Origin of the sequence: Brachybacterium squillarum M-6-3 (assembly GCF_000225825.1) — a bacterium.
Classification (GTDB): domain Bacteria; phylum Actinomycetota; class Actinomycetes; order Actinomycetales; family Dermabacteraceae; genus Brachybacterium; species Brachybacterium squillarum.
In genome coordinates this window covers 491,525-512,353 of record NZ_AGBX01000007.1, presented here as the reverse complement: position 1 = coordinate 512,353, position 20,829 = coordinate 491,525, and the positions used below count along the sequence as shown (strand labels likewise).

Here is a 20,829-nt window from a genome sequence, read left to right as displayed (position 1 = left end):
TCGGCGGAGCACCGGCCCATCGAGCGGTCCTCCGACCGGCACACGGCGCTCAGGTGCCGGGACGAGTCCCCGCGGCGGCGCCGCGACGCCGCAGCCACTCTCGGTGGGCGTCGATCGCGGAGCGGGTGGGGCGGAGCGGCTGCACCCGTCCCCACCCCCCGCTCCACACGGCGGGGTCGCGGCGATCCCCGCGCTGCAGGGCGTAGCGCGCCGAGGTGAACCAGACGGTGACGGTGCGTCCGTCGGTGAGCTCCAGCTCCGTCGCGCCCAGGTGGCGCCATCCCTGACGGGACCGGACCAGCGCGATGCCCGCCCATGGGTACCAGCGGCGCCGCCGGTACGAGCGCACCTGGACGCCCTCGGTCGTGATGACCATGCCCAGGCCGATCGCCCGGAGCGCGCAGGCGGCGAACAGGACGCCGACCGCGGTCCAGAGGACGGCCGGCACCACGAGGAGGAGCGGGAGACCGTCGGCGCCACCGGCCGAAAGCATCCCGCCCAGCAGGAGGACCACCGGGAGCGAGAAGAACGTCAGGGCGAGCACCGCGACGACGCCGAGCAGGAGCTTGTAGGGCAGCACCCAGGCGACGGTGTCGAGGACCTGTCCCGGGCCGTCTCCGTCGCCGACGGCGGGATCGGGCGCTCCGCTCATGACGGCCGCGTCCGGGTCCCCGTCGCGACACCGTCGAGGACCGAGAGGATCCGCTGCCGGAGCTCCTCAGCGCCCGCGGCCAGCTCCCGCTGCCGCCGCACGTACTCGGCCTTGCCGGCCGGGGTCTCGATCGGCACCACGCCGTAGCCCAGCGGCCGCACATCGTAGGGGCTGGCCTCCATGTCCAGCACCCGGGTGGCGCGGGCGTGCTCGAAGCAGTCCAGCACCAGGGCCGAGTCCACCAGCGGCGTCAGCTTCATCGCCCACTTGTACAGATCCATGCCCACGTGCAGACAGGCGGGGTTGTCCAGCTCCGCCTGGCGCTCGCGGGTGGGCTCGTGGGCGTTGCGGGGCGCGGCCGCGGGGGTGAAGAAGCGGAAGGCGTCCAGGTGGGAGCACACCAGCTGTTCCCGCTCCACCACGGCGTCGGTGGCCTCCTGGCCGAGCCGCAGCGGCAGGTCCTCGTGGCGCTGCTCCCCGGGGCGCAGCCGGTGCACCATCGCCCATTCGTGCAGGCCGAAGCAGCCGAATTCGGGGCGCCGCGCCGTCAGCGAGGAGGAGGCCAGCAGGCGGTGCATGAAGCCCAGTGCATCGGCCCGCTCGCGGCGGTAGCGCTCGGCGTCCGCGCGTCGCCAGGTGATCCCTTCCGTCGAAGGACCGTCCTCGTACCAGGAGCGACGGCCGTGCTCGTCCACGTCGGCGATCCGCGGCCGGCCGTCGTCGCAGCGGTCGGCGGCCGCGTCGTAGGCGGTGCCCCAGCCCGGATGCCAGCGTCGCAGCCGGGCCGCGGAGAACGGGTAATAGGTGAACAGGAAGTCCTCCACCGGGTGCTTCTCGCCCCGGCGTCGCCGCTCCCGGTGGCCCGCCGTGAGGGCGTCGGCCCGGGCCTCGTGCTCCGCCCTCGCCGCGGCGGCCCGCTCCGCCGACCAGGCCTCCGCGGGATACCCGAGCTCCGTGGAGGAGGCGTCCCTTCCCGGCGCCGTACCGGCGGGGAGCGAGGCCGGCGGCGTGGTGTCCTGCGTGGTCACGGGCTGTCCTCCCCTCGGGGATCGGGCGGGGTCGATGGGCGCATCCATCGTAGGCGGCGCTCCCGTGGCCGGTCGGGACGCCGTCGTGGGGAGCCGTCCCCATCGCCACCGGCGGCCCGGCTCCGCAGGATGGATTCCATCACCCCGGCGCACCCCGCACCGGCCCGATCGACGAAGGAGCCGTTCCCATGACCCCCACCGACCTCCGCACCCCCGTCCGTGGCATCGCCCCGCTCGCCGCGATCGGTGTCCTCGCGCTCGGTCTCGCCGGCTGCGGCGGCAAGGCCGTCGCCCCCGAGGAGGTCGAGGAGCAGATCAGCACCCGCCTCGCCGAACAGTACGGCGAGGCCCCCGACGACGTCAGCTGCCCCGAGGAGCTGCCCGCCGAGGTCGACGCGCAGATCACCTGCCTGCTCACCGAGGGCGAGGACACCCTGGACGTCACCGTGACCGTGACCGGCGTCGAGGAGGAGAACGTGAGCTTCGACGTGGAGGTGGCCGACGAGGTCAACTGACCCGTCCCCTCCGCTGTCCCCGTGGTCCCGCCCGAGTCCCCTCGGGCGGGGCCACACACGTCCGGGACACAGGCATCTGACCAGCGGAGATGGTGACTGCTGCCCTTCGCGCCCGGGCCCGGTCGCCCGCGGGATCGTGTCATCGCACAGAGTGTGAGGGGCAGGCCCCAGGCTCGACCGTTCCCCGCCCCAGGAGATCCCCCGTGAGCCGCACCACCCGCCGCACCCTCGCCCCCGCCGCTCTCGGGCTCCTCGCCGTCGGCCTGGTGGGCTGCGACGTCTCCGGCACCGAGGACGTCGCCCAGGCCGACATCGAGTCCCAGATCGGCACCGAGTACACCTCGGCGATGGGGGAGGCGCCCGAGTCCGTCTCCTGACCCGGCGACCTCCCCGCCGAGGAGGGCTGACACCCGACGCGACACGCGCGGGACGCTCCCCCGGGGGAGGAAGGACCTCGGTCCTTCCTCCCCCGGGGTTTCTGCTGGTCGCGGCTCCGGATTCCACCTTTTCGCCGTCCCCATTCCGGAACACCCCTTTTCATTCGCTGTGACGGGGATCATGATGTGCCGGGGAAAGCACGGTACGGAGGTGTCCATGAACCAGGAATCCGACGCCGGATCGGCGGCATTCGAGGAGCGCGAGCAGATCGTCGCCGCAGGGGAGGCGGTGGACCGCGAGCACAAGCCGATGATGTCCACGGCGCAGATCCTGCTGATGAACTTCGGATTCTTCGGGATCCAGTACTCCTTCGGGATGCAGCAGACGGCCGTGAACCCGGTCTACCAGTACCTCGGTGCCGATCCGGACTCGCTGCCGCTGCTGAACCTGGCCGGGCCCATCACCGGCCTGCTGATCCAGCCGATGATCGGCGCCCTCTCGGACCGCACCTGGTCCGACCGCTGGGGCCGCCGCAAGCCGTACTTCATCATCGGCGCGATCGGCTGCGCGATCTGCCTGTTCCTGTTCCCCTTCGTCACCGCCGTGTGGATGGCCGTGCTGCTGCTGTGGCTGCTGGACGCCTCCAACAACACCGCGATGGAGCCCTACCGCGCCTTCATCGCCGACAAGCTGCCCAACAACCAGCTCGCCAAGGGCTTCCTGGCGCAGTCATTCTTCACCGGCCTCGGCATCACCCTGGCGAACTTCTCGCTCTCGTTCTTCCGGCTGATCCTGGACGGCGCCACCGAGGCCGGCATCCCCTATTGGGTGTTCGGCGCCTTCATGGTCGGCTCCGTCTGCGCGATCGCCAGCGTGCTGGTGTCCGTGCTGACCACCGACGAGCTGCCACCCACCCCCGAGGAGAAGGCGGAGCTGGAACGGCTGAGGGCCGAGGGCGGCGGCCTCGGCGCCGTCGGGCGGTTCCTCAAGAACATCGGCGTGGCCATCATCGAGATGCCCGTCGGGCTGCGGAAGCTTGCGCTGGTCTACCTCTTCCAGTGGTACGCGATGAACGTGTACTGGCAGTACGTGGCCATCGCGATCGGCTCTGGCGCCTTCGGGCTCGACACCACGCAGGCCGACTACGCCCAAACCACCGCCTACGACAACGCGGTCGCGCTCGCCGGACGACTCAACGGCACCTACAACATCGTCACCTTCCTGGTGGCCTTCGCGCTCGCGGCCCTCGCCCGGCGCCACGGCGCCAAGTGGGTGCACGCGGTCAGCCTGTGGTGCGCCACGGTGGGCCTGCTGATCCTGCCGCACCTGACCAGCGAGATCCCGATGTACGCCACGATGATCGGCCTCGGCATCGCCTGGGCCTCCATCATGGGCGTCCCGTACATCATGGCGGTGCGGATGATCCCCCGCGAGAAGTACGGCGTGTACATGGGCATCATCAACATGATGATCGTGGTGCCCCAGCTGCTGCAGACCCTCTCCTTCGGCTGGATCTACCAGCACCTGCTCGGGGACGACCCCGAGAACGCCGTGATGCTCGCCGGCATCCTGCTGGGCCTCGGCGGCATCGCGATGCTCTGGATCCGCGAGCCGCGCCCCGAGCTCGACCCCAAGCCGATCGCCGCCTGAGCGGGACGAGGAGACCACCATGACCGACCCCACCTCGACGCAGACCTCGACCCCCGCCCCCACCACGCACCTGCCCGACTACGCGCGGGTCGTGGTGGGCCTCGGCCAGGACGAACGCTCCCGCCACGTCGTGGACCGCGCCGCCCAGATCACCCGCGCCGCCGACGGCATGCTGTTCGTGGTGGTGGCCTTCGACCCGCTGCCCCGCCGCGACCAGGCGCGCCTGGCCAGCGACGTGCCCGACTCCCGGTTCTGGCAGGTCGCCACCCTGGAGGCCGCCGAGGCCCTGCTGGAGGAGACCCTGGCCCGGCTCGAGGACACCGGCGTGCGCACCCAGGGTGTGCTCGTGGAGTACGAGCCCGCCCACGCCCTCGAGCTGGTGGCCCTGGAGAACCAGGCCGGGCTGGTGGTGGTCGGCAACTCCGGCGTCTCCACCATGCTCGGCCGCATGTTCGGCTCCCCGGCCGTGCAGGTGCTGCGCCGCGCCAGCTGCGACGTGCTCGTCGTCGCCGGCTGATCACGCACGCCGGGGATCGTGCCCGGCCGACGCCTCGTCACCGGGACCGCCCCCGGGCGTGCTGCGGCGCACGCCCGGGGCGGCCCTGCGTCGCGCCTAGACTGGACCCCATGCGCATCGCCCGATTCACCACCGGTGAGGACCCGATGTACGGCATCGTCCAGGAGAAGGACGGCCGCGACATGGTCTACGGCATCACCGGCGATCCCCTGTACACCGAGATCCGACCCACCGGCACCATCGTGCCGCTGGAGGACGTGCGCCTGCTCGCGCCCGTCATCCCCCGCTCGAAGGTGGTGTGCGTCGGCCGCAACTACGCCGCCCACGCCGCGGAGCTGGGCAACGAGCTGCCCGAGCAGGCCCTGTTCTTCCTCAAGCCCAACACCGCGGTGATCGGCCCCGAGGACCCCATCGTGCTGCCCTCCTACAGCACCGAGGTCAGTCTCGAGGCGGAGCTGGCCGTGGTGATGAAGTCGATGGCCAAGGACCTCGAGCCCGAGCAGGTGCCCGCCGCGATCCTCGGCTACACCTGCGCCAACGACCTCACCGCCCGCGACGCCCAGCGCTCCGAGAGCCAGTGGTTCCGCGCCAAGGCCTTCGACACCTCCTGCCCGCTGGGCCCCTGGATCGAGACCGACCTGGACCCCGCCGCGCTCGCCGTCTCCTCCTGGGTGGACGACGAGGTCGCGCAGGACGGCACCACCGCCGACATGGCCCGCCCCGTCGCCGAGCTGATCGCCGAGATCTCCCGCGTGGTGACCCTGCTGCCCGGCGACGTGATCCTCACCGGCACCCCCGCCGGGGTGCGCGCCGTGGCCGAGGGCTCCCGCGTCGACGTGAGCATCGAGGGTATCGGCACCCTGTCCAACCCCGTCGTGCGCCGCTGAGCCCCGCGATCCCGCACCGTTCCGCCTCCCCGAAGGAGATCCCCCGCGTGACCACCGCCCCCGCTCCCGCCGCGACCACCGAGGCCACCGGCGCCGACGTGCGCGTGCGCTTCTGCCCCAGCCCCACCGGCACCCCCCACGTGGGCATGGTGCGCACGGCCCTGTACAACTGGGCCCACGCGCGCCACCACGGCGGGAAGCTGATCTTCCGCATCGAGGACACGGACCGGGCGCGGGACAGCGAGGAGTCCTACCAGCAGCTCCTCGAGGCCATGCGATGGCTCGGCATCGACTGGGACGAGGGCGTCGAGGTCGGCGGCCCCCACGGCCCCTACCGCCAGTCCCAGCGCGGCGAGATCTACCAGGACGTCATCGCGAAGCTCGCCGAGGCGGGTCTGATCTACGAGTCCTTCTCCACCGCCGAGGAGATCGCCGCGCGCCACCGCGCCGCCGGCCGCGACCCTCAGCTCGGCTACGACGGCCACGACCGCGAGCTGACTGCCGAGCAGAAGGATGCCCTGCGCGCCGAGGGCCGCGAGCCGGTGTGGCGCCTGCGCATGCCCGAGGACGACATCGTCTTCGAGGACATGGTGCGCGGCGAGATCACCTTCAAAGCCGGTTCCACCCCCGACTTCGTGGTGGTCCGCGCCAACGGACAGCCGCTGTACACCCTGGTGAACCCGGTGGACGACGCCCTGATGGGCATCACCCACGTGCTGCGCGGCGAGGACCTGCTCTCCTCCACGCCCCGCCAGATCGCCCTGTACCGGGCGCTGATCGAGGTGGGCGTCGCCGAGACCATCCCGCGCTTCGGCCACCTGCCCTACGTGATGGGGGAGGGGAACAAGAAGCTCTCCAAGCGCGACCCCGAGTCGAACCTGTTCCGCTACCGCGAACAGGGCTTCCTGCCCGAGGGCATGGTCAACTACCTGGCCCTGCTGGGCTGGGGCTACAGCGCCGACCAGGACGTCTTCACCCGCGAGCAGATGGTGGAGCGCTTCGACGCCTCCCAGGTGAACCCGAACCCCGCCCGGGTGGACTTCAAGAAGGCCACCGCCATCAACGCCGACCACATGCGGATGCTGCCCGAGGCCGAGTTCACCGCCCGGATGGTGCCCTACCTGCAGGCCGACGGCGTGGTCTCCGATCCGGTCACCGAGGCCGAGCAGGCCCCGCTGGTCGCCGCCACCCCGCTGGTGCAGCCGCGGATGAACCTGCTGGCCGAGGCGCCCGACATGCTGCGCTTCCTGTTCGTGGCCGACGCCGACCTCGAGGTGCAGGAGGACGCGCTGAGGAAGATCGGTGACGACCCCGCCGCCGTGCTGGCCCGCGCCGTCACCGAGGTGGAGGCCGTGCCCGAGGACTCCTTCGACGCCGCCACCCTCGAGGCCGCCCTGCGCGCCGCCATCGTCGAGGACATGGGCATCAAGCCGCGCCTCGCCTTCGGCCCGCTGCGCAGCGCGATCTCCGGCCGCCGCATCTCCCCGCCGCTGTTCGAGTCGATGGAGCTGCTGGGCAAGCCCTCCAGCCTGGCCCGCCTGCGCGCCCTGCAGGAGCGTCTGGCCGCCTGATCGCCGCCCCCGACGCCCCGGAGCCCGCGACGGCTCCGGGGCGTCGGTGCATCCGGGGCCGTCGGGCTGCCGCGCCGAGGGCGGGGGAGCCGGGCCGGGGACGGGTGCGCAGGCCAGGGTGCGCATGCTCACAGCGTCCAGGCCCCTCCTGACTTTGCCCCGGCGCCCGGGAACCGCTAGAGTCTTACCTCGGTACGGCGCCGGGATCGGCATCGGGAAGACCCCCTGAAACTTCGGGGAATCAGCCCGGGAATGACCTCGGAAACGTGCTCTCACCATGGGGTATGGTGTAATCGGCAACACGACGGTTTCTGGTACCGTTATTCTAGGTTCGAGTCCTGGTACCCCAGCGCTGATCGGCTTCGGCCGTGAAGTCCGCGCCCCGTTCGTCTAGCGGCCTAGGACGTCGCCCTCTCACGGCGGTAACACCGGTTCAAATCCGGTACGGGGTACGACGCAGGTCCTTCGGGACCTGCGGGAGCCCCGTTCGTCTAGCGACCTAGGACGTCGCCCTCTCACGGCGGTAACACCGGTTCAAATCCGGTACGGGGTACGGCGAGGAGCCGGTGTCATCGACATCGGCTCCTTTTCGTCGTCGGGACCCGTCGACGAGGGGAAGGGGCGTACCCTTCCTCCATGACGCCCGTCACAGCAGAGCGCATCACCGTCGGGGTCTTCGATGCCCCCGAGTCGGACCTCGCCGTGCGCTGGGCCGCCCGGCACGCCCACGCCACCGGCGCCCCGCTGCACCTGGTCCACGCCTTCGTCTGGACCGAGCTGGACGTGAACACCGATCCCGTCCCCGGCCTCACCGGTACCGGGATCCGCCAGGCCGCCACCGCCCTGCTGCGGGAGGCCGCCGCGATCGCCCGCTCCGAGCACGACGACCTCGAGATCACCGCCGAGATCATCGACGGCAATGCCGTGCCGGTCCTCGTCGAGGCCAGCGCCGAGTCCGCGCTGATGGTGGTCGGCGGCCGGGGCCTCGGCCGGCTGCTCACCCTCATCGTCGGCTCGAAGTCCCTGGCCCTGGCCGCCCGCTCCCACTGCCCCGTGGTGGTCGTGCGCGGAGACATCGACGCGGACGGGCCCATCGGCCTGGTCCACCACGAGAGCGAGCGGGTCCACGAGGAGCGTGCCGCCGAGCTCGCCGAGGTGCAGGGCCGCGAGCTCGAGGTGATCGTGCGGGCCATGACCTCCGAGCACGAGGCCCATCACCTGCTGGAGGAGATCCGCGAGCGTCTGGGTCGGGAGCACCCGACCGTCGCCGTGCGCGGCGTGACCGTGGCGGAGGCCGAGACGGCCCGTGAGCTGGTGGCCGCCAGCGAGGGTGCCAGCATGATGCTCGTGGTGGGGGAGCGCTCCCCGCGCGACGCCGAGCGGATCGCCGCACCGCGCCAGCTGGTCACCGTGCTCCGGCACGCGAACACCCCCGTGTGGATCGAACGCTCCTGAGCGTGACCCGGCACGGGGGTGCCGTCGGGGACGGGGGTCTCAGCCCCCGGCGCGGCGCAGCATCTCGGTCAGGTGCTGGGCGGAGCTCATCACGGAGGCCGCGTGCAGGCGGCCCGGCTGCCGGGTGATCCGCTCGATCGGCCCCGAGATGCTGAGCGCCGCCACCACACGGCCGTTGGGGCCGCGCACGGGGGTGGAGACGGAGCCGACGCCCGGCTCGCGCTCCCCGATGGACTGGGCCCAGCCGCGGCGACGGACCGCCGAGAGCTGGGTGGCGGTGAAGCGGGCGCCGAGCAGGCCGCGGTGCAGCCGGTCCGGCTCCTCCCAGGCCAGCAGGATCTGGGCCGCCGAGCCGGCCTTCATGGTGAGCGTGGAGCCGAGCGGCACCGAGTCCCGCAGGCCGATCGGGCGCTCCGCGGCGGCCACGCAGATGCGGTGGTCGCCCTGGCGGCGGTAGAGCTGTGCGGACTCCTGGGTGTGGTCCCGCAGCGCGGCCAGCACGGGGCCGGCGGCGGCCAGCAGCCGGTCCTCCCCGGCGGCCGTGGCGAGCTCGCCCAGGCGCGGGCCGAGGATGAAGCGGCCCTGCATGTCGCGCGAGACCAGGTGGTGGTACTCGAGCGCCACCGCGAGGCGGTGGGCGGTGGGTCGCGCCAGTCCGGTGGACTGCACGAGCTGGGCCAGGGTGGCGGGGCCGGCCTCGAGGGCGCCGAGCACGATCGCGGCCTTGTCGAGCACGCCGACGCCGCTGCCGTTCTCCTCGGTGGGGGTGGTGTCCATGGTCCGATACTGCCGTCTTATTTCGTGAGACGCAAGTGCGTCGGATCGTGGACAGCCCCAGGATGATGTCGCGCCCGCAGCACGGGCGCAGCGACGGCGCCGCGACCCAGCGGCCACCCATCTCCCCGCGCGAGGATGCGGGGGACGGTCCCGGGTCGAGCGACCGTCGGCCACATCGAACAGGCACCCCACCCGGGTGCGAGGAGGGATGCAGCATGGCGAGCACGCTCGCGGAGAAGGTCTGGGCGGATCACGTGGTCCGTCGCGGGGAGAACGGCGAACCCGACCTGCTCTACATCGACCTCCAGCTGCTGCACGAGGTGACCAGCCCGCAGGCCTTCGACGGCCTCCGCCAGGAGGGCCGCACCCCGCGCCGCCTGGACCAGCAGCTGGCCACCGAGGACCACAACACCCCGACGATCGACATCGACAAGCCGATCGCTGACATCACCTCCCGCACCCAGATCGACACCCTGCGCCGCAACGCCGAGGAGTTCGGCGTGCGCATCCACTCCCTCGGGGACAAGGACCAGGGCATCGTCCACGTCGTCGGCCCCCAGCTCGGCCTCACCATGCCCGGCATCACCGTGGTCTGCGGCGACTCCCACACCTCCACCCACGGCGCCTTCGGGGCCCTCGCCTTCGGCATCGGCACCTCCGAGGTGGAGCACGTGCTGGCCACCCAGACCCTGCCGCTGAAGCCCTTCAAGACCATGGCGATCACCGTCAACGGCTCGCTCAAGCCCGGCGTCACCGCGAAGGACATCATCCTCGCGGTGATCGCGAAGATCGGCACCGGCGGCGGCGCGGGCTACGTGCTCGAGTACCGCGGCGAGGCCATCCGTGAGCTCTCCATGGAGGGCCGCATGACCATCTGCAACATGTCGATCGAGGCCGGTGCCCGCGCCGGCATGATCGCCCCCGACGAGACCACCTTCGACTACGTCAAGGGCCGCCCCCACGCCCCGCAGGGCGCCGACTGGGACGAGGCCGTCGAGTACTGGCGCTCCCTGCGCACCGACGAGGACGCCACCTTCGACACCGAGGTGGTCATCGAGGCCGACGAGCTCGAGCCCTTCGTCACCTGGGGCACCAACCCCGGCCAGGGCCTGCCGCTGTCCGCCGCGGTGCCCGCGCCCGAGGACTTCACCGACGACACCTCCAAGGTCGCCGCCGAGAACGCCCTGCGCTACATGGACCTCGTGCCCGGCACCCCGCTCAAGGACATCCGCGTGGACACCGTGTTCATGGGCTCCTGCACCAACGGCCGCATCGAGGACCTGCGCGCCTTCGCCGAGACCATCCGCGGCCGCACCAAGCACCCCGAGGTGCGCGTGATGGTCGTGCCCGGCTCCGCCCGCGTCCGCCTCCAGGCCGAGCAGGAGGGCCTGGACCAGGAGTTCCTCGCCTTCGGTGCCGAGTGGCGCCAGGCCGGCTGCTCCATGTGCCTGGGCATGAACCCCGACCAGCTCAAGCCCGGCGAGCGCGCCGCCTCCACCTCGAACCGCAACTTCGAGGGCCGCCAGGGCAAGGGCGGGCGCACCCACCTGGTCTCGCCCGTCGTCGCCGCGGCCACCGCGGTGCGCGGCACCCTGTCCTCCCCCTCCGACCTCGACGGCACCGCCGCGCCCGCCGCGGCCCCCGCCGCCTGACCCGGCCCTCGCAGGAGAGATTCCGATGGAAGCCTTCACCACCCACACCGGCGTCGGCGTGCCGCTGCGCCGCAGCAACGTCGACACCGACCAGATCATCCCCGCCGTCTACCTCAAGCGGGTCACCAAGACCGGCTTCGACGACGGACTGTTCCACGCCTGGCGCACCAACGACCCCGACTTCGTGCTGAACCAGCCGGCCTACTCCTCCGGCTCCGTGCTCGTGGCCGGCGCCGACTTCGGCACCGGCTCCTCCCGCGAGCACGCCGTCTGGGCCCTGCGCGACTACGGCTTCGCCGCCGTGCTCTCCCCGCGCTTCGCCGACATCTTCCGCGGCAACGCCGGCAAGCAGGGCCTGGTGGCCGCGCAGCTCAGCCAGGACGACATCGAGCAGATCTGGAAGATCCTCGAGGAGAACCCCGGCACCGAGATCACCGTGGACCTGGCGGAGCGGCAGGTGCACGCCGGCGAGGCTGGAGCTGTGTTCCGCTTCGACATCGACGACTACACCCGCTGGCGCCTGATGGAGGGCCTGGACGACATCGGCCTCACCCTGCGCCACGAGGAGGACATCACCGCCTTCGAGGCGCGCCGCCCCTCCTGGATGCCCAAGACGCTGCCCGCGCGGATCGCAGAGGGCTGAACGGTCGGTCCGGCGGCGATGTGCGTGCCGCCGGGCCCGACCGGCCCGCTCCGGTAGGGTGGGCCGGTCAGAGCGGGCGTCCCGGACGCCCTCCCATCGAGGCAAGGACACCATGAGCTCGACATTCCACGTGCGCGGCGGACGCCCCCTCGACGGTGAGATCACCGTCCGCGGAGCCAAGAACCTGGTCTCGAAGGCGATGGTCGCGGCGCTGCTGGGCGAGGAGCCCAGCCTGCTGCAGTCCGTCCCCGACATCCGCGACGTGCAGATCGTCTCCGACCTGCTGGCCATCCACGGCGTCAAGGTCGAGCGCGACGTCGAGGCCGGCACCATCGCGATGGACCCCTCCAACGTGGAAAAGGCGCACGCCACCGAGATCGACGCCCACGCCGGCAGCTCCCGCATCCCGATCCTGTTCTGCGGCCCGCTGCTGCACCGCCTCGGCGAGGCGATCATCCCCGACCTCGGCGGCTGCAAGATCGGCGACCGGCCGATCAACTACCACCTCGACGTGCTGCGCAACTTCGGCGCCGTCGTGGACAAGCGCGAGTTCGGCATCTCCATCACCGCGCCGCACGGCCTCACCGGCGCCAAGATCCACCTCGAGTACCCCAGCGTCGGCGCCACCGAGCAGGTGCTGCTCACCGCCGTGCGCGCCCAGGGCGTCACCGAGCTGACCAACGCCGCCGTCGAGCCGGAGATCGAGGACCTCATCTCCGTGCTGCAGAAGATGGGCGCGATCATCTCCCTGCAGACCGACCGCACCATCACCATCGAGGGCGTCGACCGCCTCGGCGGCTACCAGCACAAGGCCCTCTCGGACCGCATCGAGGCCGGCTCCTGGGCCTGCGCCGCACTGGTCACCCAGGGCTCCGTGTTCGTGCGCGGCGCCGAGCAGAAGCCGATGGCGACCTTCCTGAACACCTTCCGCAAGATCGGCGGCGGGATGGACATCACCGAGGAGGGCATCCGGTTCTTCCACCCCGGCACCCCGCTGAAGTCCATCGCCGTGGAGACCGACGTCCACCCCGGGCTGATGACCGACTGGCAGCAGCCGCTGGTGGTGGCGCTGACCCAGGCCGACGGCATCTCCATCGTCCACGAGACCGTGTACGAGAACCGGCTGGGCTTCACCTCCGCCCTGAACGACATGGGCGCCCGCATCCAGGTGTACCGCGAGTGCCTGGGCGGCTCCAGCTGCCGTTTCGGTCGCCGCAACTACAACCACTCCGCCGTGATCTCCGGCCCCAAGCCGCTGCACGGCGCCGACATCACCGTGCCGGACCTGCGCGGCGGCTTCTCCTACCTGATCGCCGCGCTCGGCGCCGACGGCGTCTCCTCGATCCACGGCATCGACCTGATCGACCGCGGCTACGAGCTGTTCCGCGAGAAGCTCACGGCGCTCGGCGCGGACTTCTGGGAGGACTGATCCGGCCATGAGCGAGGCGGTCGAGCACCAGGACGGCGGGGAGATCCGGCCCGCCGCGGCGACGGGTGAGCCCGCGGCCGCGGCCGCCTCCTCCCTGGCGCTGCGGGAGATCCCGATCCCCGACTACTGCGACGTGGTCATCGTGCCCACCCGCGGCATCGACGAGCCCGACCCGCGGGTGTGGGCCGAGGCGATCTTCTCCCACGAGAACACGCCGCTGGGCCGCCGAGGCCTGCTGGCCCTGCGCGACGAGGCGGTGCGCCTGTTCGACATGGTGCCGCCGCCCGCGAAGGAGTACGTCACCGACGAGGTGGTGGGCTCCGAGGCCCTGATCCGCGACGACGACGAGAACCTGCGGGTCCGCATCGGGGTGGCGCTGCTGCCCGGTGGGGAGCTGCTGCAGGTGACCACCGCCGTGAAGTTCCTCGGCGTGCGCGGACGGATCGCCTTCGCCCCGCGCCGCCTGATGCACGCCGCCGCCGTGAACACCCTGGCCCGGCGCGCCCCCACCACCCTGCGCCGCCGTGCCGTCACTGACGGCCGCGTCTCCCGGCGCTCCCTGCCCGGCCAGGCCGCCCGTCGCGCACTGGGCCGCGGCCCCCGGAGCGGGCAGAGCGGGTCCTGATGCGCCCCGGCGGTCGCACCGCCTCCGTGCGGTCCCGTCGCGGTCCCCGGGCGCGGATCGCGGACTGCGCCCTTTCCTGGGACCTGCCCGCGGCCCGCACCCGCGAGCGGCGGGCCGGGGCCGTGATCTTCCTGGCCCAGCTGCCGCTGCGACCGCTGCTGAGCCTGCTCGCCCGACCCCGCTGGCTCGGCCGGGAGCACCTGCCCGCCACCGGCGGCGCGATCCTCGCCGGCAACCACACCGGCCCCCTGGACGCCCTGGCCTACGGCCACCTGCTGCAGGCCGGCGGCATCGCCCCGCGCTTCCTGGCCAAGGAGGCCCTGTTCCGGGTGCCCCTGCTCGGCGCGCTGCTGCGTGCCAGCGGCCAGGTGCCCGTGCACCGCGGCACCCGTCGCGGTCGCGACGCGCTGTCCAGCGCCCGCGAGGCCCTCGGTCGCGGCGAGGCGATGATGGTCTTCCCCGAGGGCACCTACACCCGCGACCCGGGGGAGTGGCCGATGCGCGCCCGCACCGGCGCCGCGCGCCTCGCCCTGGACACCGGTGCGCCGCTGGTGCCGATCGCCCTGTGGGGCTCCCGCGCCGTCTGGCCGATCGGCGCGGCCCTTCCCCGCCCGTTCCCGCGGCGGCGCCTGATCGCCCGCATCGGGGAACCGATCCGCGCCGAGACCCGCCCGGGGGAGAGCACCCAGGAGGCCGCGATGCGCCTCACCGACGAGCTGATGGAGGCGATCACCATGCTGCTGGCCGAGACCCGCGGACAGGAGCCCCCGCCCGCCCGTCACGACCCGCGCCGCGACCCGCTGCGCCCCGAGAGCGGACAGCGCCTGCGCGCCGACGACCGTCGCCGTCTGGCGCTCCGCGCCGCCGCGGCCACCACCCGCAGCGGCCAGGACGCGCAGACCCGGCTCCGGCCGTGCGTCCGCGGCGCAGGAGGCCGTCGATGAGCGCCCTGGCCGTCCTCGGCGCCGGCAGCTGGGGCACCACCGTCGCGCAGGTGCTCGCCGACGGCGGCCACGACGTCACCCTCTGGGCCCGCCGCCCCGAGCTCGCCGCCACGATCCGCACCGAGCACCGCAACCCCGACTACCTCGGCGAGCACGAGCTGCCCGCGGGCATCGACGCCACCGCCGCCGTCCCCGAGGCCCTGGACGGCGCCGAGGGCGTCATCGTCGCCGTGCCCGCCCAGTCGCTGCGCTCCACCCTCGCCGCCTGGCGCGAGCAGCATCCGGAGCTGGCCGCCGGGCTGCCCGCGGTGCCGACGCTGTCCCTGGTCAAGGGCATCGAGCGCGGCACCGACGCCCGCGTCAGCCGGATCCTCGCCGAGGCGGGAAGCATCCCGGAGGGGCGGATCGGGGTGCTCTCCGGCCCGAACCTCTCCGGGGAGATCGCCGCCCGCCAGCCCTGCGGCAGCGTCGTCGCCGCCCCCACGAAGGACGCCGCCGAAGCCTTCGCCGCCTGGTTCCGCGCCCCCTACCTGCGCGCCTACACCTCCACCGACGTGATCGGGGTGGAGGTCGCCGGGGCCGTGAAGAACGTCATCGCGATCGCCGTGGGCGCCGCCGCCGGACTCGGCTACGGCCACAACACCACCGCCAGCCTCATCACCCGCGGCCTGGCCGAGATCACCCGGCTCGGCGTGGCCCTCGGCGGCCGCGGCGAGACCTTCGCGGGCCTCGCCGGGATGGGCGACCTCGTGGCCACCTGCGCCTCCCCGGCCAGCCGCAACCACCGCCTCGGCCTCGCCCTCGGCGAGGGACTGGACGTCGAGGCGGCCGCGGCCCGCGTCGGCCAGACCGCGGAGGGCGTCGCCACCGCCCGCGCCGTCGCCCACGCCGCCGAGCGCCTCGGGGTGGACATGCCCATCACCCGCTCCGTCGTCGCCGTCGTCGACCACGGCGCGAAGATCGACCATGTCACCACGGCCCTGCTGTCGAGGTCCGTCCGACCGGAGTGACTACCCTGGCCGGCATGACGAGCACCATCGCCCTCCTCTTCGGCGGCCGCAGCGGCGAGCACGGCATCTCCTGCGTCACCGCCGGCGGCATCCTCGGCGCGATCGACCGGTACCGGTACGAGGTGATCGCCCTCGGCATCACCCGCGAGGGCCGCTGGACCCACGTCTCCGCCGACCCTGCCGACTGGCAGATCACCGAGGGGCAGGCGCCCGAGGTCCCCGCCGACGGCGACGAGGTGCTGCTGCCCGCCACCCGTCACCGGCCGGGCGAGTCGGTCGCCCTGCGCGTGGTCCGCGAGGGCCGGATCGAACCGCTCGGCGAGGTCGAGGCGATCTGGCCGCTGCTGCACGGCCCCTACGGCGAGGACGGCACCGTGCAGGGCCAGCTCGAGCTGCTGGACGTGCCCTACGTCGGCAGCGGCGTGCTCGCCTCCGCACTGTGCCAGGACAAGGCCGCCACCAAGCGGGCTCTGGAAGCCGCGTGCCTGTCCACCGCCGCCGGGATCGTCGTGCACGAGGACGAATGGGCGCGCGACGCCGAGGCGATCGCCGCCCGCGCCGGGGACCTGCGGTTGCCCTGGTTCGTCAAGCCCGCCCGCGCCGGCTCCAGCCTCGGCGTCAGCAAGGTCAGCGATCCCGCCGAGCTCGACCACGCCATGAAGACCGCCTTCGCCGAGGACCCCAAGGTGCTCATCGAGCAGGGCGTCGTCGGCCGCGAGGTCGAGTGCGGGGTGCTCGCCGGCCTGGTCGGGGCCGGGCCGCGCACCACCGAGCCCGGCGAGGTGATCGTCGGCGACGACCTCGACTTCTACGACTACGAGTCCAAGTACTTCGGCAAGGGCACCGTCACCGTCGAGGTGCCCGCGGCCCTGCCCGAGGAGCAGCGGGCGGCCGTCCGGGAGGTCGCCGCGCGCGCCTTCACCGCCTTGGATCTCGAGGGCCTCTCCCGCGTGGACACCTATGTCACCGCGGACGGCGAGGTGATCGTCAACGAGGTCAACACGATGCCCGGCTTCACGCCGTTCTCGATGTTCCCGGTGCTGTGGCAGAACATGGGCCTCGGCTACACGGACCTCATCACGGACCTCATCGAGCAGGCCCGCCACCGCCGCCTCGGCGCCCGCTGAGCGGGAGTCAGGCGGCTCAGACGTCTCCGGCGCCCACGCAGTAGTCGGTGGCCTCGACGGTGGTGGTCACCAGCTGGGTGAGGTCCAGCGCCGCCGCGGAGGGCTGGTCGGGGGCGACCGACCGCGGTACCGACACCTCGATGGCGGGGGAGCGGCCGTAGGTGGTGTAGAAGACCAGCCCGTCCTGCTCCCGCACGATCCAGTCCACAGTGGCGCCGTCCGCGTCGCCGAGGCGCGTGCAGCGCTCCGTGGTGGGGCCGGGGGACTGCACGCCGCAGCGCAGCACGATGGTGTCCTCCCCGGAGCCCCAGGCCACGGTGCCCTGGCTGGAGGTCTCATGGCGGTCCAGCTCCAGCAGGGTGGGCGGCGCGCCGATCACCACGTCCGCGCACTCGGTGGCCGAGGCCTCGGGGCCCGCGGGCACCTGCACGGTGCCGCAGCCTGCGGCGGTCAGCAGCGCCCCGCCGCCGAGCACGGCGAGCAGGGGGCGCAGGGGGAGGGGACGTGGCACCCGAGCAGGGTACCGGCTCCGCCCGGGGAGGTGCGGGTCGGGGCTCCGGCGCCGGTCGATGAGGGAGTCCGGCGCCGATCCGGCAGACTGGAGCGATGACCACCGCGCACGAGGACTCGGCCCCCACCGGCGAGGCCGGGCTGCTCGCCCGGATGCTGTCGCTGCTGGGCACGGATGCACGCACCGAGGTCGGGCCGGGCGACGACGCCGCCGTGCTGCGCCTGGACTCGCCGCGCCTGGTGATCACCACCGACACCCTGGTGGAGGGCCACGACTTCCTGCGCCGCGCCACCACCGCGCACCGGGTCGGCGCCAAGGCCGCCACCCAGAACCTCGCCGACGTCGCCGCGATGGGCGCCCGTCCCCAGGCGCTGGTGGTCGCGATCTCCGCGCCGCGCGACGAGGAGCCGTGGGTGTTCGCGCACCTCACCGCGGGCTGCGCCGAGCAGGCCGCCCGTTGGGGCGCGAGCGTCGTCGGCGGTGACCTCGGCTCCGCCGAGCAGCTGACCATCACCCTCACCGCCGTCGGCTCCCTGCCCGAGGGGGCGACGCCCCTGACCCGCGGCACCGCCCGGGCGGGGGACGTGCTCGCCGTGGGCGGTCCGCGGCTGGGCCGCTCCGCCGCCGGCCTCGCCCTCCTGCTCGCCGACCGCGTGCGACTGCCCTTCGACGGCGGCTCCGCGGCCCGGCCCCTGCCCGGTGCGGAGGGGACGGTCCCGAGCGCCGAGGAGGCGGAGCTGCTGCTCCGGCACGACGACCCCCGTCCCGATCTCGCCCTCGGCTGGGCGCCGGGGGCACGCGCCCAGATGGATCTCTCCGACGGCCTGGTGCGCGACGGCAGGCGCCTCGCGGACGCCTCCGGGCTGGTGGTCGACCTGGATCCCGATGCCCTGGCACCGGACGTCGCGGCGCTGCGCGGCCTCGCGGAGAGTCTCGGTCAGGACCCCTGGGAGTGGGTGCTGCACGGCGGGGAGGAGCACCTGATGCTCGCCGCCGGTGCCCCGGAGGACCTGCCGGCGGGCTTCCGCCCCGTCGGCCGGCTCCGCGCGCCGGACGCCTCGGCCGGGCCGGGCACGGTCCTGCTCGGCGGTCGGTCCGTCCCCGGCCCCGGCTTCGACCACTTCGCCTGAGCGGCTGAGCCCGCCCGACCGCCTGGGGGCTCCCCGACTCGTCCGTCGGGGCCCGGGTCTAGGGTGGAGCGCAGCACGTCACCGAACGACAGGAGACACCGTGCCCCTCACCGTGAAGGCCCTGCAGAAGACCGGGCCCGACCAGCCGTACCAGGTCGCCGAGATCGAGCGCCGCGACCCGCGCGCCGACGATGTCGTCATCGACATCAAGGCCGCCGGCATCTGCCACAGCGACATCCACACCATCCGCAACGAGTGGGGCGAGGTGCCCTTCCCGCTGACGGTCGGCCACGAGATCGCGGGCGTCGTCTCCGCGGTCGGCGAGGACGTCACCGAGTGGAAGGTCGGCGACCGCGTCGGCGTGGGCTGCATGGTCAACTCCTGCGGCGAGTGCGAGCAGTGCCTCGCCGACCAGGAGCAGGACTGCCTGCGCGGCAACGTCGGCACCTACGCCGCGAAGGACGTCGACGGCACCATCACCCAGGGCGGCTACGCCCAGAAGGTCGTCGTCAACGAGCGCTTCGTGTGCCGCATCCCCGACGAGCTCGACTTCGACGTCGCCGCGCCGCTGCTGTGCGCCGGCATCACCACCTTCGCGCCCCTGGACCGCTGGGGCGCCGGCGAGACCGTGAACGGCCTGCCCAAGAAGGTGGCCGTGCTCGGCATGGGCGGCCTCGGGCACATGGGCGTGCAGATCGCCGTGGCCATGGGCGCCGAGGTCACCGTGCTGTCCCGCTCCCGCAAGAAGGAGCAGATGGCGATGGAGCTGGGCGCCCTGCAGGTGCTCGCCACCGCCGAGGACGGCTTCTTCGAGGAGCACCGCGGCGAGTTCGACCTGATCCTGAACACGATCAGCGCCGACATCCCCCTGGACGGCTACCTCGGCCTGCTCAAGCCCCACGGCGTGATGGCCGTCGTCGGCGCCCCGCCGAACCCGCAGCAGTTCCAGATGTTCTCCCTCATCGGCGGCGGCAAGGTCCTCGCGGGCTCCAACATCGGCGGCATCGCAGAGACCCAGAAGATGCTCGACTTCTGCGCCGAGCACGGCATCGGCGCGGTCATCGAGACCATCGGCGTGGACGAGGTCGACTCCACCTACGACCGGGTGGTCAACGGCGAGGTGTACTTCCGTGCCGTCATCGACACCTCGACCTTCGAGAACGCCTGATCCCGCGCGGATGAGCAGCGCCCTCCCCCTGCCCGGGGTGGAGCACCTCCGCGACCTCGTGGAGGCCCACCCCGCGTGGTGGGACGGCGCCCCCGGCGCCGGTGATCCCTCGCCGGTCACCGGTGGCATCGAGCTGACCGAACTCGGCCGCGGCGAGTCCTACATCGCCTACCTCGCCCGTCGCGGCGCCGCCGAGCTGGTGCTCCGTGTGCCCCACAAGGACCCCGCCGAGCTCGACGGCGATCCGGCCGCCGAACTCGCCACCCTCGCCCGGGTCACCGCGGGCCTGGGCGCCGCACCGATCGCCGTGCACACCCCGGAGGCGACGCCGGGTGCGTCGATCTCCGTCACCACCCGGGTGCCCGGGCGGATGCTGCCCGCGGCGGCCTGGGACGACCCCGCCCTGCTGCGCCGTCTCGCGCAGCGCCTGGCCGTGCTGCACGTCCACGGCGACACCGCCGGCCTGGAGGTCCCGGAGCGGATCGATCCCGTGGCGGCGGCTGAGGACGGCCGACGATGGTGGCAGGAGCACGAGCCCGCCTCCGCCGAGGCCCTGATCGAGCCCCTCTGGCCCTCCTTCCTCGCACGCCTGGAGCAGACTCTCCCGGCCTTCGACGGGGCCGACCGGGTGCTGCTGCACGGCGACCCCGCCGCCTCCAACCTGCTGGTGGACGAGGCCGGGGAGGTGCGCTTCGTGGACTGGGAGTGGGCGCAGGTCGGGGACGCCGCCCGGGATCTCGCCTTCATCGGTGGGCCGGTGGCCGCCGAACCCTGGTATGCCGTCCTCACCCCCGCGCGGGTCCGTGCCCAGGCCGAGGACTACCTCACCGCCCGCGAGGCCGAGCACGCGGCCGCGGGTCTTGCGGCGCCGGACCTCGACCTGGAGGCGTTGCTGGTCCGTCGCGAGGCGCATCTGCTGCAGGAGGTGGTCTTCACCGCCGCGCACCTGCACCGCGTCGGGGAGTCCGGGGGAGAGCGCGGCGTGCAGGCGGCCGCCACCTCCCGCGCGATGGCCGCCCAGCTCCGCGACCATCTCGGCTGACGGTCGACGTCCCCCGCGATCACCTCGATCGGTGCCCGTCGTCGTCCTCCGCGATCACCATGGCTGGCGCCGGTCGTCGTCCGCGTCCACCTCGGCGTGCCGTGTGTGACCGGCGCCC

At 73.1% G+C, this 20,829-nt stretch carries 21 protein-coding genes and 3 tRNA genes; 20 read left to right on the top strand and 4 right to left on the bottom strand.

Translation table 11 applies throughout. The annotated features are described in order from the left end of the window. Positions 1-49 precede the first annotated feature (49 nt). Both OM98_RS12035 and OM98_RS12030 read right to left on the bottom strand, forming a co-directional pair. A complete protein-coding gene (locus tag OM98_RS12035; protein WP_010534880.1) occupies positions 50-652 on the bottom strand; it encodes a PH domain-containing protein in 603 nt (200 codons plus the stop codon). Continuing rightward, positions 649-1,680 carry a hypothetical protein gene (locus OM98_RS12030; protein WP_010534879.1) on the bottom strand — a complete coding sequence of 344 codons (1,032 nt, stop codon included), beginning with the start codon at positions 1,678-1,680 and terminating at the stop codon, positions 649-651. The genes OM98_RS12035 and OM98_RS12030 overlap by 4 nt, the downstream gene beginning before the upstream one ends. A 188-nt stretch (positions 1,681-1,868) precedes the next feature. On the opposite strand from OM98_RS12030, the gene OM98_RS12025 reads away from it, so the two are divergent. The 10 genes from OM98_RS12025 to OM98_RS11985 all read left to right on the top strand — a co-directional run bounded on the left by OM98_RS12025 (position 1,869) and on the right by OM98_RS11985 (position 8,653). Next, a complete protein-coding gene (locus OM98_RS12025; protein WP_010534878.1) occupies positions 1,869-2,195 on the top strand; it encodes a DUF4333 domain-containing protein in 327 nt (108 codons plus the stop codon). Positions 2,196-2,398: 203 nt separating this feature from the next. Further along, positions 2,399-2,572, top strand: a complete 174-nt coding sequence (locus OM98_RS15925) for a hypothetical protein (RefSeq protein ID WP_175285981.1) — start codon at positions 2,399-2,401, stop codon at positions 2,570-2,572. 217 nt (positions 2,573-2,789) lie between these two features. Further along, positions 2,790-4,223: an MFS transporter gene (locus tag OM98_RS12020; protein WP_010534877.1), complete on the top strand. Its 1,434-nt coding sequence runs from the start codon at positions 2,790-2,792 to the stop codon at positions 4,221-4,223. A 19-nt stretch (positions 4,224-4,242) separates the two neighbouring features. Next, on the top strand, positions 4,243-4,740 hold the full coding sequence (locus tag OM98_RS12015; RefSeq protein WP_010534876.1) for a universal stress protein: 498 nt from the start codon (positions 4,243-4,245) through the stop codon (positions 4,738-4,740). A gap of 110 nt (positions 4,741-4,850) precedes the next feature. Then, entirely contained in the window at positions 4,851-5,627 is a 777-nt protein-coding gene (locus OM98_RS12010) for a fumarylacetoacetate hydrolase family protein (protein WP_010534875.1), read from the top strand. A gap of 47 nt (positions 5,628-5,674) precedes the next feature. Continuing rightward, positions 5,675-7,198 carry a glutamate--tRNA ligase gene (gene gltX / locus OM98_RS12005; protein ID WP_010534874.1) on the top strand — a complete coding sequence of 508 codons (1,524 nt, stop codon included), beginning with the start codon at positions 5,675-5,677 and terminating at the stop codon, positions 7,196-7,198. Between the two features lie 278 nt (positions 7,199-7,476). Continuing rightward, positions 7,477-7,548 (top strand) — tRNA-Gln (locus tag OM98_RS12000). A 29-nt stretch (positions 7,549-7,577) separates the two neighbouring features. Further along, positions 7,578-7,650: transfer RNA gene (locus OM98_RS11995), tRNA-Glu, on the top strand. 28 nt (positions 7,651-7,678) lie between these two features. Beyond that, positions 7,679-7,751, top strand: a tRNA-Glu gene (locus OM98_RS11990). Positions 7,752-7,834: 83 nt separating this feature from the next. Beyond that, entirely contained in the window at positions 7,835-8,653 is an 819-nt protein-coding gene (locus tag OM98_RS11985) for a universal stress protein (protein WP_010534873.1), read from the top strand. Between the two features lie 39 nt (positions 8,654-8,692). On the opposite strand, the gene OM98_RS11980 is transcribed toward OM98_RS11985, so the two are convergent. Continuing rightward, positions 8,693-9,430, bottom strand: coding sequence for an IclR family transcriptional regulator (locus OM98_RS11980; protein ID WP_010534872.1), 738 nt, complete (start codon positions 9,428-9,430; stop codon positions 8,693-8,695). Positions 9,431-9,645: 215 nt separating this feature from the next. On the opposite strand from OM98_RS11980, the gene leuC reads away from it, so the two are divergent. From leuC to OM98_RS11945, 7 genes are all read left to right on the top strand, one after another. Further along, positions 9,646-11,082 carry a 3-isopropylmalate dehydratase large subunit gene (leuC, locus tag OM98_RS11975; RefSeq protein WP_010534871.1) on the top strand — a complete coding sequence of 479 codons (1,437 nt, stop codon included), beginning with the start codon at positions 9,646-9,648 and terminating at the stop codon, positions 11,080-11,082. Positions 11,083-11,107: 25 nt separating this feature from the next. Next, positions 11,108-11,725, top strand: a complete 618-nt coding sequence (gene leuD / locus OM98_RS11970; RefSeq protein WP_010534870.1) for a 3-isopropylmalate dehydratase small subunit — start codon at positions 11,108-11,110, stop codon at positions 11,723-11,725. A 112-nt stretch (positions 11,726-11,837) separates the two neighbouring features. Then, positions 11,838-13,154, top strand: coding sequence for a UDP-N-acetylglucosamine 1-carboxyvinyltransferase (murA, locus tag OM98_RS11965; RefSeq protein ID WP_010534869.1), 1,317 nt, complete (start codon positions 11,838-11,840; stop codon positions 13,152-13,154). A 7-nt stretch (positions 13,155-13,161) separates the two neighbouring features. Then, complete coding sequence (locus OM98_RS11960; protein ID WP_010534868.1) at positions 13,162-13,779, top strand: DUF2867 domain-containing protein; 618 nt, start codon at positions 13,162-13,164, stop codon at positions 13,777-13,779. Continuing rightward, entirely contained in the window at positions 13,779-14,723 is a 945-nt protein-coding gene (locus OM98_RS11955; protein ID WP_010534867.1) for a lysophospholipid acyltransferase family protein, read from the top strand. The genes OM98_RS11960 and OM98_RS11955 overlap by 1 nt, the downstream gene beginning before the upstream one ends. Then, the gene (locus OM98_RS11950; protein WP_010534866.1) at positions 14,720-15,733 is read left to right on the top strand and encodes an NAD(P)H-dependent glycerol-3-phosphate dehydrogenase; all 1,014 of its coding nucleotides are present in this window, start codon (positions 14,720-14,722) and stop codon (positions 15,731-15,733) included. Before OM98_RS11955 ends, OM98_RS11950 begins: the two co-directional genes overlap by 4 nt. 14 nt (positions 15,734-15,747) lie before the next feature. After that, entirely contained in the window at positions 15,748-16,860 is a 1,113-nt protein-coding gene (locus tag OM98_RS11945) for a D-alanine--D-alanine ligase family protein (protein ID WP_033195170.1), read from the top strand. Between the two features lie 16 nt (positions 16,861-16,876). On the opposite strand, the gene OM98_RS11940 is transcribed toward OM98_RS11945, so the two are convergent. Next, positions 16,877-17,371, bottom strand: coding sequence for a DUF3515 family protein (locus OM98_RS11940; protein WP_010534864.1), 495 nt, complete (start codon positions 17,369-17,371; stop codon positions 16,877-16,879). Between the two features lie 95 nt (positions 17,372-17,466). Between OM98_RS11940 and thiL the strand changes: the two genes are divergently transcribed. The 3 genes from thiL to OM98_RS11925 all read left to right on the top strand — a co-directional run bounded on the left by thiL (position 17,467) and on the right by OM98_RS11925 (position 20,711). Next, positions 17,467-18,501 (top strand): thiamine-phosphate kinase, encoded by a 1,035-nt coding sequence (gene thiL, locus OM98_RS11935; RefSeq protein WP_010534863.1) that lies wholly within the window; start codon positions 17,467-17,469, stop codon positions 18,499-18,501. A 100-nt stretch (positions 18,502-18,601) separates the two neighbouring features. After that, complete coding sequence (locus OM98_RS11930; RefSeq protein WP_010534862.1) at positions 18,602-19,669, top strand: NAD(P)-dependent alcohol dehydrogenase; 1,068 nt, start codon at positions 18,602-18,604, stop codon at positions 19,667-19,669. Positions 19,670-19,679: 10 nt separating this feature from the next. Next, positions 19,680-20,711 (top strand): phosphotransferase family protein, encoded by a 1,032-nt coding sequence (locus tag OM98_RS11925; RefSeq protein WP_010534861.1) that lies wholly within the window; start codon positions 19,680-19,682, stop codon positions 20,709-20,711. The last annotated feature ends 118 nt before the right edge of the window (positions 20,712-20,829 follow it).

Excerpts from the sequence above, each read along its gene's own strand:
- OM98_RS11955 (WP_010534867.1), top strand. The coding sequence starts at position 13,779 with ATGCGCCCCGGCGGTCGCACCGCCTCCGTGCGGTCCCGTCGCGGTCCC.
- thiL (WP_010534863.1), top strand. The coding sequence starts at position 17,467 with ATGACCACCGCGCACGAGGACTCGGCCCCCACCGGCGAGGCCGGGCTG.
- leuC (WP_010534871.1), top strand. The coding sequence starts at position 9,646 with ATGGCGAGCACGCTCGCGGAGAAGGTCTGGGCGGATCACGTGGTCCGT.
- OM98_RS12035 (WP_010534880.1), bottom strand. The coding sequence starts at position 652 with ATGAGCGGAGCGCCCGATCCCGCCGTCGGCGACGGAGACGGCCCGGGA.
- OM98_RS11925 (WP_010534861.1), top strand. The coding sequence starts at position 19,680 with ATGAGCAGCGCCCTCCCCCTGCCCGGGGTGGAGCACCTCCGCGACCTC.
- OM98_RS12010 (WP_010534875.1), top strand. The coding sequence starts at position 4,851 with ATGCGCATCGCCCGATTCACCACCGGTGAGGACCCGATGTACGGCATC.
- murA (WP_010534869.1), top strand. The coding sequence starts at position 11,838 with ATGAGCTCGACATTCCACGTGCGCGGCGGACGCCCCCTCGACGGTGAG.
- OM98_RS11950 (WP_010534866.1), top strand. The coding sequence starts at position 14,720 with ATGAGCGCCCTGGCCGTCCTCGGCGCCGGCAGCTGGGGCACCACCGTC.
- OM98_RS12025 (WP_010534878.1), top strand. The coding sequence starts at position 1,869 with ATGACCCCCACCGACCTCCGCACCCCCGTCCGTGGCATCGCCCCGCTC.
- OM98_RS11980 (WP_010534872.1), bottom strand. The coding sequence starts at position 9,430 with ATGGACACCACCCCCACCGAGGAGAACGGCAGCGGCGTCGGCGTGCTC.
- leuD (WP_010534870.1), top strand. The coding sequence starts at position 11,108 with ATGGAAGCCTTCACCACCCACACCGGCGTCGGCGTGCCGCTGCGCCGC.
- OM98_RS11945 (WP_033195170.1), top strand. The coding sequence starts at position 15,748 with ATGACGAGCACCATCGCCCTCCTCTTCGGCGGCCGCAGCGGCGAGCAC.
- OM98_RS11985 (WP_010534873.1), top strand. The coding sequence starts at position 7,835 with ATGACGCCCGTCACAGCAGAGCGCATCACCGTCGGGGTCTTCGATGCC.
- OM98_RS11960 (WP_010534868.1), top strand. The coding sequence starts at position 13,162 with ATGAGCGAGGCGGTCGAGCACCAGGACGGCGGGGAGATCCGGCCCGCC.
- OM98_RS12015 (WP_010534876.1), top strand. The coding sequence starts at position 4,243 with ATGACCGACCCCACCTCGACGCAGACCTCGACCCCCGCCCCCACCACG.
- OM98_RS12020 (WP_010534877.1), top strand. The coding sequence starts at position 2,790 with ATGAACCAGGAATCCGACGCCGGATCGGCGGCATTCGAGGAGCGCGAG.